This window comes from Catenuloplanes indicus, assembly GCF_030813715.1.
Classification (GTDB): Bacteria; Actinomycetota; Actinomycetes; order Mycobacteriales; family Micromonosporaceae; genus Catenuloplanes; species Catenuloplanes indicus.
In genome coordinates this window covers 4,841,124-4,854,574 of the sequence record NZ_JAUSUZ010000001.1, presented here as the reverse complement: position 1 = coordinate 4,854,574, position 13,451 = coordinate 4,841,124, and the positions used below count along the sequence as shown (strand labels likewise).

Annotated in this window: 12 protein-coding genes; 3 read left to right on the top strand and 9 right to left on the bottom strand. The window is 73.1% G+C overall.

The window, feature by feature from the left end; all coding sequences use genetic code 11:
• Positions 1-52: 52 nt before the first annotated feature.
• The 4 genes from J2S42_RS21800 to J2S42_RS21785 form a co-directional block, all read right to left on the bottom strand.
• Positions 53-3,379, bottom strand: a complete 3,327-nt coding sequence (locus J2S42_RS21800; protein ID WP_307241906.1) for a UvrD-helicase domain-containing protein — start codon at positions 3,377-3,379, stop codon at positions 53-55.
• A gap of 208 nt (positions 3,380-3,587) precedes the next feature.
• Complete coding sequence (locus J2S42_RS21795; RefSeq protein ID WP_307241904.1) at positions 3,588-3,836, bottom strand: MoaD/ThiS family protein; 249 nt, start codon at positions 3,834-3,836, stop codon at positions 3,588-3,590.
• A 4-nt stretch (positions 3,837-3,840) separates the two neighbouring features.
• Positions 3,841-4,878: a GTP 3',8-cyclase MoaA gene (moaA, locus tag J2S42_RS21790; RefSeq protein WP_307241903.1), complete on the bottom strand. Its 1,038-nt coding sequence runs from the start codon at positions 4,876-4,878 to the stop codon at positions 3,841-3,843.
• A gap of 25 nt (positions 4,879-4,903) precedes the next feature.
• Positions 4,904-5,806: a fructosamine kinase family protein gene (locus J2S42_RS21785; protein ID WP_307248921.1), complete on the bottom strand. Its 903-nt coding sequence runs from the start codon at positions 5,804-5,806 to the stop codon at positions 4,904-4,906.
• Positions 5,807-5,884: 78 nt separating this feature from the next.
• On the opposite strand from J2S42_RS21785, the gene J2S42_RS21780 reads away from it, so the two are divergent.
• Together J2S42_RS21780 and J2S42_RS21775 are read left to right on the top strand one after the other, a co-directional pair.
• Positions 5,885-6,361 (top strand): GNAT family N-acetyltransferase, encoded by a 477-nt coding sequence (locus tag J2S42_RS21780; RefSeq protein ID WP_307241901.1) that lies wholly within the window; start codon positions 5,885-5,887, stop codon positions 6,359-6,361.
• A 98-nt stretch (positions 6,362-6,459) separates the two neighbouring features.
• Positions 6,460-7,443 carry a DUF4192 domain-containing protein gene (locus tag J2S42_RS21775; RefSeq protein ID WP_307241900.1) on the top strand — a complete coding sequence of 328 codons (984 nt, stop codon included), beginning with the start codon at positions 6,460-6,462 and terminating at the stop codon, positions 7,441-7,443.
• Positions 7,444-7,466: 23 nt separating this feature from the next.
• Here J2S42_RS21775 and J2S42_RS21770 read toward each other — a convergent pair whose 3' ends face one another.
• The 4 genes from J2S42_RS21770 to mobA all read right to left on the bottom strand — a co-directional run bounded on the left by J2S42_RS21770 (position 7,467) and on the right by mobA (position 11,433).
• Positions 7,467-9,284, bottom strand: a complete 1,818-nt coding sequence (locus J2S42_RS21770; RefSeq protein ID WP_307241898.1) for a beta-propeller domain-containing protein — start codon at positions 9,282-9,284, stop codon at positions 7,467-7,469.
• Positions 9,285-9,325: 41 nt separating this feature from the next.
• Positions 9,326-10,417, bottom strand: a complete 1,092-nt coding sequence (locus tag J2S42_RS21765; RefSeq protein ID WP_307241896.1) for a T3SS (YopN, CesT) and YbjN peptide-binding chaperone 1 — start codon at positions 10,415-10,417, stop codon at positions 9,326-9,328.
• Positions 10,418-10,499: 82 nt separating this feature from the next.
• Positions 10,500-10,745 (bottom strand): DUF6457 domain-containing protein, encoded by a 246-nt coding sequence (locus tag J2S42_RS21760; protein ID WP_307241894.1) that lies wholly within the window; start codon positions 10,743-10,745, stop codon positions 10,500-10,502.
• Between the two features lie 16 nt (positions 10,746-10,761).
• On the bottom strand, positions 10,762-11,433 hold the full coding sequence (gene mobA, locus J2S42_RS21755; RefSeq protein WP_307241892.1) for a molybdenum cofactor guanylyltransferase: 672 nt from the start codon (positions 11,431-11,433) through the stop codon (positions 10,762-10,764).
• 75 nt (positions 11,434-11,508) lie between these two features.
• On the opposite strand from mobA, the gene fdhD reads away from it, so the two are divergent.
• Complete coding sequence (fdhD, locus tag J2S42_RS21750; protein WP_307241890.1) at positions 11,509-12,375, top strand: formate dehydrogenase accessory sulfurtransferase FdhD; 867 nt, start codon at positions 11,509-11,511, stop codon at positions 12,373-12,375.
• A 579-nt stretch (positions 12,376-12,954) separates the two neighbouring features.
• On the opposite strand, the gene J2S42_RS21745 is transcribed toward fdhD, so the two are convergent.
• Positions 12,955-13,392 (bottom strand): Lrp/AsnC family transcriptional regulator, encoded by a 438-nt coding sequence (locus tag J2S42_RS21745; RefSeq protein ID WP_307241888.1) that lies wholly within the window; start codon positions 13,390-13,392, stop codon positions 12,955-12,957.
• Positions 13,393-13,451: the final 59 nt, after the last annotated feature.

Sequence of the window (13,451 nt, the reverse complement as noted above, 5' to 3'; positions counted from 1 at the left end):
GTCGGCTACCTGACAACCCCTGCCGTTCGGGCACCCAAGATCAGCCGGAGGGTCAGATCAGCCGTAGCTGGCGGTCCTTGGGTTTGCGCGGTTCGGTGGCGCCGAGCCGTTCGAAGAGGCCGGTGTCGATGTCCGCCAGGAACGGCGTCGGCGTGCTGTCCCGCTCCGCGCCGTACCGGAACCGTCGCGCCGCGTGGCTGACGTAGAGCCGGTCCTGCGCGCGGGTCAGCCCCACGAAGAACAGCCGCCGCTCCTCGTCGACGTCGTCGGACGACGGCTTCTCGCCCGGGAACCGCATCGGCAGCAGCCCGTCCTCGCAGCCGACCAGGAACACCACCGGGAACTCCAGGCCCTTCGCCGCGTGCAGCGTGAGCAGCGTGACCGCCTCCGCGCGCGGGTCCAGCGTGTCCACCTCCGCGCCCATCGCGATCTCGCCGAGGAACCGCTGCAGGTCGTCGCCGCAGCGCAGCGCGAGCGGCTTCAGCACGTCCACCGCGGACCAGATGTCGGCCGGCTCGACCGCGCCGGATGAGTCCAGCGTCGGCGTCGCGTACCGCTCGGCGAGTACCTGACCGGTCAGCCGCACCCGGGCCGCGACCGAACCGCCGAGCCCGTCCTGATGGCGCAGCTCACGCGCGATCGCGGTGACGCCGGCGCGGTCCCGCAACCGGTTGTGCGAGCGCTTCTGCACCGGGATGCCGGCCCGGTTCAGCGCGTCCAGGATCGGCCCGGACTGCGCGTCCGTACGGTAGAGCACCGCGATGTCGGAGAACGAGACGTTCGAGGTGCGCCCGTCCGCCCGGCCCGCGTCCATCGACCGGTGCGACACGCCGCCGACCAGCTCGTCCACGGTCCGCGCGACGAACTCGGCCTCGTCACCGGCGGAACCGGCCGCGAGCCGGCCGACCAGCGGCGCCTCCGGGTCGAGCCGGGCCGGGTCCAGTCGCCGGCCGCGGACCAGCGAGGCCGGCGCGATCGCCTGCACGGCCGCGGCCAGGATCGGTGCGGACGAGCGGTAGTTGCGGGTCAGCCGTACCGTCCGGGCGTCCGTGAAGTCCTGCGCGAAGCGCAGGAAGTAGCCCACGTCCGCGCCACGGAACGAGTAGATCGCCTGGTCCGGGTCGCCGATCGCGCACAGGTTGCCGTCCGGCGGGCTGAGCAGGCGCAGCAGGTCGTACTGGACCGCGTCCACGTCCTGGTACTCGTCGACGAAGATCCACCGCCAGCGAGCCCGGTACTCCTCGACCAGCGCCTTCGACTCGGTCAGCAGCGCGACCGGCAGCGTGACCAGCTCGTCCAGGTCCACCAGGCTGTCCGCGCGGAGCAGCTTCGCGTACGCGGCGTCGTCCGCCCCGGCCTCGGCCCGCGCGGCCGTGCGCTCCGCGTCGTCCGCGATCCGGAAGTCCTCCGGCAGCCCGGCCGCGGCCGTGTTCTCCCGGAGGATCTGCAGGCCCAGCGAGTGGAACGTGGAGACCGTGACGTCCTCGGCGACCGGCCCGAGCAGCCCGTCCAGCCGTTCCCGCATCTCCTCGGCCGCACGCCGGGTGAACGTGATCGCCAGGCACTGCTCCGGGAAGACGTTCAGCTCCGCGCACAGGTACGCGATCCGGTGAGTCAGCGTGCGGGTCTTGCCGGTGCCCGGGCCGGCCACGATCAGCAGCGGCCCGGACGGCGCGGACGCGGCCACCCGCTGCATCGCGTCCAGCCGGTCCAGCAGCCCGGTGCCGACCTCCTCCATGCCGGAGAGCATCGGCTCGAACGGCTCGTGCGGTGACGGCGGCGGCGCGAGCGGCGGCTGCGGCTTCTTCGGGGTCTTCTGCGGGACCGAGGCGACGCCACGCGCCGGTCTCGGCCGCGCCGCGTCCCCGCCCGGCATGCCCGATGGCCCCGCGTCGGACGCGGTGACCGGCGGCGGAGCGGGGGACTCCGGCGCCGGCAGCGACACGGCCGCGGTCTTCTTCGCCGGCTTGCTCGACGCCGCGGCCGTGACCTTGCGCTTCGCCGGCACCCGCTGCTGCGGCACCGGAAGATCGAACAGCGTGTCCGCCTGTGCCGCGCCGCCGGACGAGTGCAACTCCCCCGGCTCGAACAGCTTGATGACGCCGTACTCCCCGTCGTACCCGGGGATTCTCCGCACCTGTCCGCGGCGCAGCCGCGAGATCGCCTCGCCGATCAGCTCGCCGCCGGCCGCGGTCACGTCCGCCACCGGCACCGTGGTCAGGATGTCCAGCTCCGAGCCGAGCGCCGCGATCAGCGAGTTGAGCTGCCCCTCCACGGTCTTCGACCGGGCGCCCACCGCGTTGATCTCGCCGAGGATCTCGGCCAGCGGCACCAGGTGGGTGACCTTCTTCGCGTCCGGCCGCGGGACGTCCGGCGCCCGGTCGGCCAGGTCCTCGACCCGGCTCAGCACGCCGATCGTGAGACCCTTGCCGCACTCGGGGCATATGCCGCCGTTCGCGCGCGAGCGGGCCGGTTCCCAGTTGATCCCGCAGTTCCGGTGCCCGTCCGCGTGGTACTTGCCCTCCTCGGGGAAGAACTCGATCGTGCCGTCCAGCCCGGCGCCGGTGCGCAGCGCATCGCGGACCGAGAAGTAGTCCAGCGCGGACGACAGCACGGTCGCCTCCCGGGCCAGCGCCGGCGGCGAGTGCGCGTCCGAGTTCGAGACCAGCTGGTACGCGTCCAGGCTGCTCACCCGGCCGTTCATCGCCGGGTCCGAGGACAGCCCGGTCTCCACCGCGAAGATGTGCCCGGCAAGGTCCGCGTAGCAGTCCGCGATCGCGTCGAAGCCGGACTTCGAGCCGAGCGCGGAGAACCACGGCGTCCAGATGTGCGCCGGGACCAGGAACCCGTCCGGGCTCGACTCCAGCACGATCTCCAGCAGGTCGCGCGAGTCCAGCCCGAGGATCGGCCGGCCGTCCGAGCCGAGGTTGCCGATCCGGCCGAGCGCAGTGTTGAACCGCGCGGCGGCGTCCAGATCCGGCATGTAGATCAGGTGGTGGACCTTGCGCGTACGGTCGCCGCGCTTGTAGATCGTCGAGATCTCCACCGACAGCATGTAGCGCATCGGTCTCGCCTCGGCAGCGCTGGACAGCCGCGGCGGCAGGCGGCGGGCGATGTCCGCCTCGACGTCCGGGGCGAGCCGGTAGAGGCCGGGCTCGGCGGGCTTCAGCGTCTCGCGGAGGTGATCGAACCAGGCAGGGTGCGTGAAGTCGCCGGTGCCGAGCAACGCCACGCCCTTGCGCCGCGCCCACCACGCCAGGTTCGGCATGTTCAGATCACGACTGCATGCGCGCGAGTACTTGGAGTGAATGTGCAGGTCGGCCACGAACGGAGGCGCGGCCGCGGCGCCGTCGAAGGGTCTCGCGCTCAACGGGGGCACGCTGCATCCTGCCACGCCGCGCCGTCCTGCCGCGCGCCGCCACGCCCGGGATGTGACGTACTCGCGAAGTCCTCAACCCCCAAGATCAAGATCAAATCCTTCACCGGTACGGAGTGAGCCGCTCAGTCTGCCGCCGCTGGCCTCCGGCACGGAGCCGCCCTTGGCCTCCGGCACGGAGCCGCCCTTGGCCTCCGGCACGGAGCCGCCCTTAGCCTCCGGCAAAAGGTGGCAGCACGTCCACGGTCGGGTCCTGGGGGAGTTCGGCGGCCGGGTCGCGCCAGGCGGTGCCGTCGACCAGGTAGCTGGCGCGGGCGAAGACCGAGGTCAGCCGTTCCCCGTGTCGGGCGGCGAGCTCGGCCAGCAGCGCGTCCAGCGTCGCCGCGGACGAGTCCAGCGTCTCCTCCGCGGTGCCGGCCGCGGCGCGGGCCGCCGCGAAGTACCGCACGGTGATCTTCATGCGATCAGCCCCCGATCGCCGACATCGGCCGGGCCGGCTGCAGGAACGACGGATCGTCGATGCCATGACCGGCACGTTTGCCCCACATCGCGATCCGCCACCGGTCGGCCAGCTCCTCGTCGGAGGCGCCGGACCGGAGCGCGGCGCGCAGGTCGGACTCGTCGGTGGCGAAGAGGCACGCGCGCACCTGCCCGTCCGCGGTCAGCCGGGTGCGGTCGCAGTCACCGCAGAACGGGCGCGTCACGGTCCCGATCACACCGACCCGGGCCGGCCCACCGCCGAGCGCCTGGTGCCCCTCGACCAGCCACGTCTCCGCGGGCGCACCGCCCCGCGCGATCGGGTCGGGCAGCAGCGTGAACGCGGCGCGCAGGTCACGCAGGATCTCCTCGGCCGTGACCATCGACGCCCGGTCCCACCCGTGCTGTGCGTCCAGCGGCATCTGCTCGATGAACCGCAGCTCGTACCCGTGCTCCAGCGCGAACGCGAGCAGTGCCGGCGCCTCGTCGTCGTTGATGCCGCGCATCAGCACCGTATTGATCTTGACGGGAGTCAGCCCGGCATCGGCCGCGGCACGCAGCCCGGCCAGCACGTCGTGCAGCCGCCGGCGCCGGGTCAGCGTGGCGAACCGATCGTCGTCCAGCGTGTCGAGCGACACGTTGATCCGGTCCAGCCCGGCGTCGCGCAACGCGACCGCGGTGCGCTCCAGGCCGATGCCGTTCGTGGTCAGGCTCATCTGCGGCCGCCGGTCCAGCGCCGCCACCTCGGTGATGATCCTGGTCAGGCCGGGCCGGATCAGCGGCTCGCCGCCGGTGAACCGCACGTCCTCCACACCCAGGTGCGCAACCGCGATCCGGACCAGCCGGATCACCTCGTCGTCGGTGAGCACCTCCGAGCTCGGCAGCCAGGCCAGACCCTCCGCGGGCATGCAGTACGTACAGCGCAGGTTGCACCGGTCGGTCAGCGAGACCCGGAGATCGACGGCACGCCGGCCGAACCGGTCGATGAGACCCGGGTCGGCGGGGCGGGGTGCGGCTTCGTCCACGCGTCGAACTTAGCGCGCGCTTCGATCACCGGCGAAGCATCAGGTGGGCGGCCTGCCGAACCCGGGCTCGGTAGGCCGACCCGAACAGCGCGGTGTGCACCAGCAGCAGGTGCAGTTGGTGCAGCGGGATCCGGGCCTCCCAGCGGTCGTCCAGCGGCCGGCCGAGTGCGGCCGCCGCCTCGGCGTACCCGCTGATGATCTGGTTCTGCTCCGGTACGCCGCCGAAGAGCAGCAGCGCGGCCAGGTCGGTCTCCCGGTGGCCGCCGTGCGCGGCCGGGTCGATCAGCCGGGCCCGCCCGTCCGCGCCCCACAGCACGTTGCCCGGCCACAGGTCGCCGTGGATGCGCGACGGCGGCTCGTCTCCGCCGAAGCTCTCGATCCGGTCCAGCACCCGCGCGACCGCCGCGTGCGTCTCCTGGTCGAGCGCGCGGTTGTCCACCGACCGCCGCAGGTGCGGCAGCAACCGCCGTTCCGCGAACCAGGGCCCCCACGGGCCAGCCGAGGGTGTGTCGTCCTGTGGCAGCGCGCCGATGAAGCCGTCGGTGTGCCCGGGCAGCTCACCGAACGCGGGCGCACCGGCCAGGTGCGTCACGGCCAGTTCCGCGCCGAACCGCCGGGCCGCCTCCGGCGTGGGCGCACCCGGCTCGATCCACTCCATCGCGAGCAGGTCCGGAAGAACCACGAGCACCTCCGGCACCGGTACGCCGTCCGCCGCGCCGAGCCAGCCCAGCCCGGCGGCCTCCACCTCGAACAACGTGCGCGGCACGGCTTCCGGCCGGTTCTTGGCGAAGAGTGAGGTGCCGTCGTCCAGCGTCAGCCGGAACGCGTCCGAGATGCTGCCGCCGCCCACCGGCGTCTGCCGGATCCTCTGATGGGTGAGAAATGTCGGGAGGTGCTGCGGGTGCGCACGAAGGTAGGCCATGTCCATCCGCTTGATCTCCCCACCGGGTGTCGACCCAGTCATTATGTCCGTATGGGTGCGGTGGCTGTCCGTCCATATCGTCCGATGGATCACGGCGTCGGCCGGCAGCTCTGGGGCGAGCTGACGGAACGGCACCGTGAGCTGTACGACGACCCCGGTTACGGCGGCGCGGACCCGACCGCCGCGTTCGAGGAGTACCTGACGCGGCTCGACCTGTCCGGCGTCTGGGTCGCCGACCACCCGGAGGCCGGCGTGATCGGCCTGGTCGGGCTGATCGCGGACGGCCGGCGCGGTGCGGTCGAACCCATCGTGGTCGCGGACGGTCATCGCGGCGCGGGCGTCGCCACCACGATGCTCGGCTTCCTGGCCGAGGAGGCACGCCGCCGCGGCCTGACCTCGCTGACCGTCTCGCCGGAGACCCGCAACGTCGAGGCGATCGGGTGTCTGCACGCGGCCGGCTTCACCGTGCTCTCCTCGGTCGAGCTGACGCTCGATCTGGGCCGGAAACCCACGGCCTGGCGCGACGGCCCGCAACTCCACGCACTCGACTTCCGGTCCTGAGCTGGGCTCATCCGATATTCGCACCATCTTTCTGTGGACAACGCCGGGGTTTTCCACAGGCGGTCGCCGACCCTCCGGCCGGTGACGACGCTCGCTGCATGAGCCTCTCCGATCTCCGGGTCACCTCCCCCGCCCACCTGGTCGCGGTCGTGCCGTACCTGCTCGGTTTCCACCCACGCGACAGCCTGGTGGTGGTCGGCCGGCGCGGGCACACGCTGATGTTCGCGGCCCGCCGCGATCTGCCACCGGCCGACACACCGTTCGCCGAGGTCGACGCGTTCGCGCAGCACGTCGCGGCCGTGGTGGCCCGGCAGACGGTCGACTCGGTGGTCCTGCTCGGCTGGACCGACGAGCGCAGCAGCGGTGCCGCGCTGGTCTCCGCGGTCGCGGACGCGCTTCTCGAGCTGGACATCCCGGTGGGCCGGCAGCTGCGCGTCGCCGACGGCCGCTTCTGGTGCTACCTGTGCACGGACGAGGGCTGCTGCCCGCCCGAGGGCCGGCCGTTCGACGCGGAGGCCGCGGAGGTCCGGCGGCGCGCGGGCTTCGACGTGTTCACCTCCCGCGAGGTGCTGGTCGCGTCCGTCGCGCCGGCCGGCGACGAGGGGATGAGGGTGGCCACCGTGGCGGCCGACCGCCGGCTGGAGGAGCTGGCCGCCCGCACCCCGCCCGGTGCGGGCCCGCTGCTCGGCGAGATCCGGCGGGCCGGTGCCCGCGCGATCGGCGTCGCCATGGCACGGCACCGGGCCGGCGGCACGCTCGACGACGACGAGGCGGCGTGGTTGAGCGTGCTGCTGGCGCACACGCCCGTCGGGGAGCACGCGCTGGAGCGCGCGGCCGCCGCCGGCTGGCAGGTCCAGCTCTGGGCCGACCTGCTGCGCCGCGCCCGTCCCGAGCTGGCCGCGATGCCGGCCGTGCTGCTCGCGTACACCGCGTGGCGCACCGGCCAGGGCGCGCTCGCCGCGGTCGCGGTCGACCGCGCGCTGGAGTCCGACCCGTCACTCGGCATCGCCCGCCTGCTCGACGCCGTGCTCACCGACGGCGTCCCACCGTCCGAGCTGGACCGTGTCGAGGCCGCGTTATGACCCACCGGGCCGGGGCGCGACGGTTACGTCGGCAGCCAGGCCAGATCCTCGAGCGTGGCGAGCGAGACCGCGTGCAGACCGCCGGGGCCGGCGGTCCACAGCGTGTCGCCGACGACCAGCGAGCGGGTGACCGGGCTGCCGTCCGGCTGGGCGAGCGTGCCGGCCTCGGCGAGCGTGTCGCCGGTCAGCCTCAACACCAGCGCGGCCGCGGCCGCGCCGGTGTGCCCGGCGACCGGCACCACCAGATGCCCGGTGGCCGGCCAGAAGAGAAACGCGTGCGGGTCGAACTCGGCGGCCGAGCCGGCCGCCGGCAGGTGGTGCTGCGCGAGGCGGGCCGGTGCGCCCGGGTCCGTCACGTCGAAGAGCGACACCTGAAGCCCGGTGATCCGGCCCTCGGCGGTGGCGTCCTGGCCGACGCCGATCAGCCGGCCCGGCGCGGCCGGGTGGAGGTAGGCGGAGTAACCCGGGATCTTCAGTTCCCCGGTCACTACCGGCCGGGCGGGATCGCGCAGGTCGATCGCGTAGAGCGGGTCGGTCCGGCGGAACGTGACGACGTACCCGCGGTCCTCCAGAAACCGGACCGAGTGGATGGTCTCGCCCCGGCCCAGGTCACCGACCGTGCCGGCGAGCGCCAGCGCGGTGCCGCGCTGGGTCAGCACCGTGACCGAGCTGGAGTTGTGCGCGTCGACCGTGGTGGCCGCGCGCAGGCTGCCGTTCCATTCGGAGAGCGCGTACTGGTTGAGCAGCCGGCCGGGCACCACGCCGGACGCGGCGTACCGGGGCGTGCCGCCGCCGGTGTCGAAGCGGTAGATCTCGGTCCGGTCCACGCCGCCGTCCGCGACGTAGAGGCTGGTGGCCGTGCCGTAGACGGTGTCGCCGTCCGCGACCACGGTCACCGGCGTGCCGTCGGCCAGCGCGGTGGCGGCCAGGTCGAAGCTCAGCATGGTCAGCATGCGCACCCCGTCGTACGAGGCGGGCCGGCTCACCCGCGCGCACGGGACCGTGCCGGTGGTGACCGAGCCGTCCGGCGCGGTCACCTCGAAGCGGGGCAGCCACACGTCGTCCCCGGCCTCCGCCACGATCCGGCGGTTCACGTCCACGTCCGGCCGGTCCAGCGGGAACTCGATGCGTGGCGACGAGCGCACCACGACGCGGGCGGTACCGCCGGTCTGCCGCGCGTCGACCAGCGAGCCGTCCATCGCGTACCGGCCGATCTGGCGTGGCGCGGCGGTCAGGTCGATCAGGCGCAGGTCCAGCCGGGACTGTTGCGGCACCGGCCAGCCGCGGGTGTCCTCGGCGAACCCGTTCGGCACGGAGACGGGCGCGTCCGGTGCGGTCAACACCAGTGCGCGATCACCGGACAGCAGCAGGTCCGAGACGCCGTACGCGTCGGTCAGCCGCAGCTCGCCGGTCTGCGCGCGGGACGCCGCGTCGACCACCCGGAGCACCGGAACGCCGTTGCGCACCGCGACCGTGACGATCCGGCGGCCGTCCGTCTTGATCAAGTCGGGCTCGTCCACGCCGCGCTCGTGCGTGTTCGTACCGGAGAACGCGTTGCCGGCTGCGAGGTCGGACCCGTTCGGCACCGGCGCGGGACCGTCCCGCGCCGCGTCGGCCGGCATCACCACGTCGTCGCCCGCGAAGCCGTACGGGCCGACGTCCGCCGCGGCGGCTGCCCGCAGCGTGTCGTAGAGGCCGGGGCAGGAGTCGTATGAGACGAGTCGCAGTCCCTCCGCCGGCGACACCGGCGGAGCGTCGTGAGTGTCGTCCGAGGACGACGTGCAGGCCGTCAGCGCCAGCAGCAGCGCGAGAACGGCCGGGCTTCGCCGGGACACAGTCATGCCCGGTTGGACGGCGGCGTGCGCCCGGCCGTTCCGTCAGCTCAGAGGTACATGCCGGTACGGTGGTCCTCCGGCTCCTTCACCGGCGGCTTGTCGCCCTCGCCGAAGAACCGCTTGCCGCCGAACTCGCCGTGCAGCCGGTCGTCCAGCTCGTCGGCCAGTCCGGTCATCACCTGCACCGCCAGCATCAGGTGGGTGGCCTGGAAGTTGCGGCCGAAGACCGGGATCGACGCCCACACCGTGTCGTTCGCGCAGTAGAGCCGGCCGATCGGCATGCGGTTGGTCAGCTCGGAGAGCTTCACGTACAGCTGCTCGGTCGGCTCGATCTCGGTCAGGATCGGCGAGAACACGTCCACCAGCGGCGGGTTGTCGCGCACCCGGACGAAGACCATCGCGGAGCCGGCCCGGATGCCGATGTCGCCGTCCGCGTCCACCTGCAGCTGCTCGACGGAGATCTTCGTCATCGAGCTGATGACCATTTTGACCTGGTCCTCCAGCTCGAAGCCGGCCAGCGGATCCCCGTCCTTACCGGAGATCAGCGCCTCTTCCAGGTCGAGCTCCGCGCGCTCGATGTCGCCGATCGTCGGCTCGTGCCGCGCGGTGCCCAGCGGCGGCGCGTCGATCGGCTCGTCCTCGCTGTCGTGCACGAGGTAGACCACGAACGCCGGGTGCGGCGCGCCGTAGATGTCGCGCAGCGTGCGCGCGACCGTGGTGGCCAGCCGAGATGCGCCGGCCATGTTCGTCCGCAGGCCGAACTGGCCGCCCGAGCCCTCCACCACGCCGGGTGGCGACCAGCCGAGCGCGACCATCTCCGCGACCGCGGCCCGGTCCATTCGGTAGCCCTCGGGCAGCTGGGCGTTGCTGACCGCGAACGCGAAGACGTGCCCGTCCTCCTTGACCGAGATGGTCACGGAGTAGACGGCCTCCCCCACGCCGGATGCGGTCGGATCCAGCGTCAGCTCTACGTAGGCGCCCTCGGGCAGCGACGGGAGCACGCCGGCGAGCGCACGAGCGAACTCGTTCCACGCGTCGGTGACCTTGCCTCGCAGGTCGGACGTAGTGGGCTCGTCGAGCAGGATGTGCTCGCTCATCTGGTCGGCCTGCTTGGCCGGTTGGTCGTTCGCCGCTGCCATGTTCTCCGCCTCCGTCCCTCAGGGTCACCCTACCGAGGGGCCGTCTCCGTCCGGGAGTGCGTGCGTCTTTTGTTCGATCAGCTCAGGACGGTGTCGGCCACTGCCGCGCGAGCTCGGCGAGCCGGGCCGCCGCGTCCGTCGGGTCCGCGCCCCGGCCCACCGCCAATCCCAGCAGGAACGCGGTCACCGGCGCCCCCGGCCGCACCACGTTGTGCGCCACGTCCTTGGCCAGGTCGAGCACCAGGCCCACCGGCACGTCGGCCGGTTCCAGACCCAGCTCCACGGCCGCGGTCACCACCCACTCGTCCAGTCCATCGAGTCCCGCCACAGTTCGCCTCCACCGGTCAGGGGTTCTCGGCGGCCCAGGTCTCCGCCCGTCGTAGATCCTCCTCCGTGTCGCAGTCGAACCACGGCGGCACACCGGATCCGCCCCACGTCTCCTCCCGTACCCGCAGCCGTGCGAACAACGCGCGCATCGACGCACCGTCCAGGCCACCGCGCTCGCCCGCCAGCCCGTCCAGCGCCGCCACCAGCGCCGGCACCCGCCACACCCCGCACAACAGCTGCCGTCGCCCGCCCGCGTCCACAAAGCAGACTCCGTCCACATAACCGGCCGCGCCGGCCGGCGGGCGGCTTTCCACGGTCCGGTGCGCGGTGGGTGGCGTGAGCGGGGCCGCCAGCGTGCCGAGCGCGGCGGGGGTGAGCATCGGCAGGTCTCCGGCGAGCAGCGCGACCAACCGGGTGCCGGGGTCCGCGCGGACCAGTACGGACAGGCCGGCGGCGGCGCCCGCGACCGGTCCGCCACCGGGCGGCGACTCCACGGTGCGCAGCACACCGGCTGGCAGTGTGAGCGTGTCCGGACCGACCACCACGCGGGGCGACAGCGCCGCCGTCGCGTCCAGCACCCGGGACAGCATCGTCCGGCCGCCCACCGGGAGACCGGGCTTGACCACGCCGCCGAGCCGGCTTCCCCGGCCGCCGGCGAGCACCACCACGCCACAGTCGCGCGCATCCATGCCGTCGAACGTAACCGGCCAACCGCCGGACGATCGCCGGTGTTGCCGGTCCGGGGGCGGGGATACGGTGGTGGTGTGGGCAGAGCGACGGATCGGCGCACGGTCGTGCGGATCGACGTGGACGGCGACGGATCGGTGCGGCGACGGCCGGACACGTTGAGTGCGGAGGAACCGTTCGAGATCCGGGTCGGGCCGGCCGGTCCCGGCCGGCGGGCGCCGCTGGCCGTCACCATGCGGACCCCCGGCGACGATCTGGACCTCGCGCTCGGCTTCCTGTTCACCGAGGGCGTGATCCGCTCCGCCGACGACGTGCTGACCGCGCAGCTCTGCGCCGGCACCGACCAGCCGAACACGTACAACGTGGTCGACGTGGTGCTGGCCGCGGACGTGCCGCCGCCGGTCACCGACCCGAGCCGGAACTTCTACACCACGTCGTCGTGCGGCGTCTGCGGCAAAGCCAGCATCGACGCGATCCGGACCCGCTCGGTGCACCCGGTCGCGGCCGACCCGATGCGCGTCTCACCCCGGGTGCTGGCCGGCCTGCCGGACCGGCTGCGCGAGCGCCAGCGCGCATTCGAGCGCACCGGCGGCCTGCACGCCGCCGCGATCTTCGACGCCGACGGCGAGCTGCTGGCCATCCGCGAGGACGTCGGCCGGCACAACGCGGTCGACAAGGTGGTCGGCTGGGCATTGCGCGCCGGCCGGGTGCCGCTCACCGGCCACCTGCTGATGGTCTCCGGCCGTGCCAGCTTCGAACTCACCCAGAAAGCCTGGATGGCCGGCCTGCCCCTGCTCGCTGCGGTCTCCGCCCCCAGCACACTCGCGGTCGACCTCGCCGAGGAGGCCGGCATGACCCTGATCGGCTTCCTCCGCGGCACCAGCATGAACGTCTACACCGGCGCCGATCGCATCACCCACCCGTCCCCGGTCCCCGCCACCTGACCCGTCCCCACCCTCCCAAACCGAGAACCCACCAGCCCAACCGCTCTTCCCACTTCCGGCGCGGCCCCTTCCCACACGCCGCCGGCCTCTGTCTCTCATCCCCCACCCCCGGCTCGCTCGCGCTCGCCGCCCCCGGCCGTGTTGCGGCGCCGGCCGTGCTGGGTCGCCGGCCGCCCTTCCGGCCACGCGCGAAACGGAACGCGTGAGGTGACGTCCGCGGCGGCGAGGATCGCCGTTCGGCCCGGTCACGCGGAGACCGCGCACGTCCGCGGCCGCGTCCTCCCCAGCCACGCGGGAAACGGAAAGCGCGCGGCGGCGGGAATCGCGGCTCGGCGACGAGACACAGCGCACGCCCGCGGATGCCGTGGCTCCTCCCGGCCACGCAGGAACGGAACGCGCGAGGTGACATGCGCGCCGCGGGAATTGCGGCTCGTCTCGGGTGCGGCGGAGCTGGCTCCGTTGCCGCGGGCGGAGCGGAGCCAGCGGAGTCGGAGGCCTCGGCAAGGTTTGCCCGCGGGAGCATACGGAACGCCACCACGCTGGGAATGGGCAGAAAGGTCGTTTCGGCCGCGGGGCCGGTCAGATGCTGGACACCAGGCGGGACAGGACGATCATGCTGCGGGTCGAGGTGACGAACTGTTCGGCGCGGAGGCGTTCCAGGGCCTGTTCGAGGTGGGCCATGTCGGCGGCGCGGAGGTGCACGATCGCGTCGGCCTCGCCGGAGACGGTGTAGGCGGCGAGGACCTCGGGGTGGCGGCGGGCCGCGACCGTGATCTGGGCGGGGGTGGTGCGGCCGGTGCAGAAGAGCTCGACGAAGGCCTCGGTGTGCCAGCCGACGGCGGCCGGGTCGACGACCGTGGTGAATCCCTTGATCACGCCGGCGGCGCGCAGACGATCGACGCGGCGTTTGACGGCGGGGGCGGAGAGCGAGACGCGTGTGCCGATCTCGGAGTAGGAGGAGCGGGCGTCCGCCACCAGTGACGCAATGATCTGCTGATCGACGGCGTCTATCTGCAACGATCCGCTCCTTTCACGCAGCGAATGGATCTGTTTCCCGCGCTTGAGCGTACCTACTG

What these genes read in the sequence shown, in the direction of transcription:
- J2S42_RS21795 (WP_307241904.1), bottom strand. Translation starts at nt 3,836, where the DNA reads ATGAAGATCACCGTGCGGTACTTCGCGGCGGCCCGCGCCGCGGCCGGC.
- J2S42_RS21785 (WP_307248921.1), bottom strand. Translation starts at nt 5,806, where the DNA reads ATGGACATGGCCTACCTTCGTGCGCACCCGCAGCACCTCCCGACATTT.
- J2S42_RS21780 (WP_307241901.1), top strand. Translation starts at nt 5,885, where the DNA reads ATGGATCACGGCGTCGGCCGGCAGCTCTGGGGCGAGCTGACGGAACGG.
- J2S42_RS21775 (WP_307241900.1), top strand. Translation starts at nt 6,460, where the DNA reads ATGAGCCTCTCCGATCTCCGGGTCACCTCCCCCGCCCACCTGGTCGCG.
- J2S42_RS21770 (WP_307241898.1), bottom strand. Translation starts at nt 9,284, where the DNA reads ATGACTGTGTCCCGGCGAAGCCCGGCCGTTCTCGCGCTGCTGCTGGCG.
- J2S42_RS21765 (WP_307241896.1), bottom strand. Translation starts at nt 10,417, where the DNA reads ATGGCAGCGGCGAACGACCAACCGGCCAAGCAGGCCGACCAGATGAGC.
- mobA (WP_307241892.1), bottom strand. Translation starts at nt 11,433, where the DNA reads ATGGATGCGCGCGACTGTGGCGTGGTGGTGCTCGCCGGCGGCCGGGGA.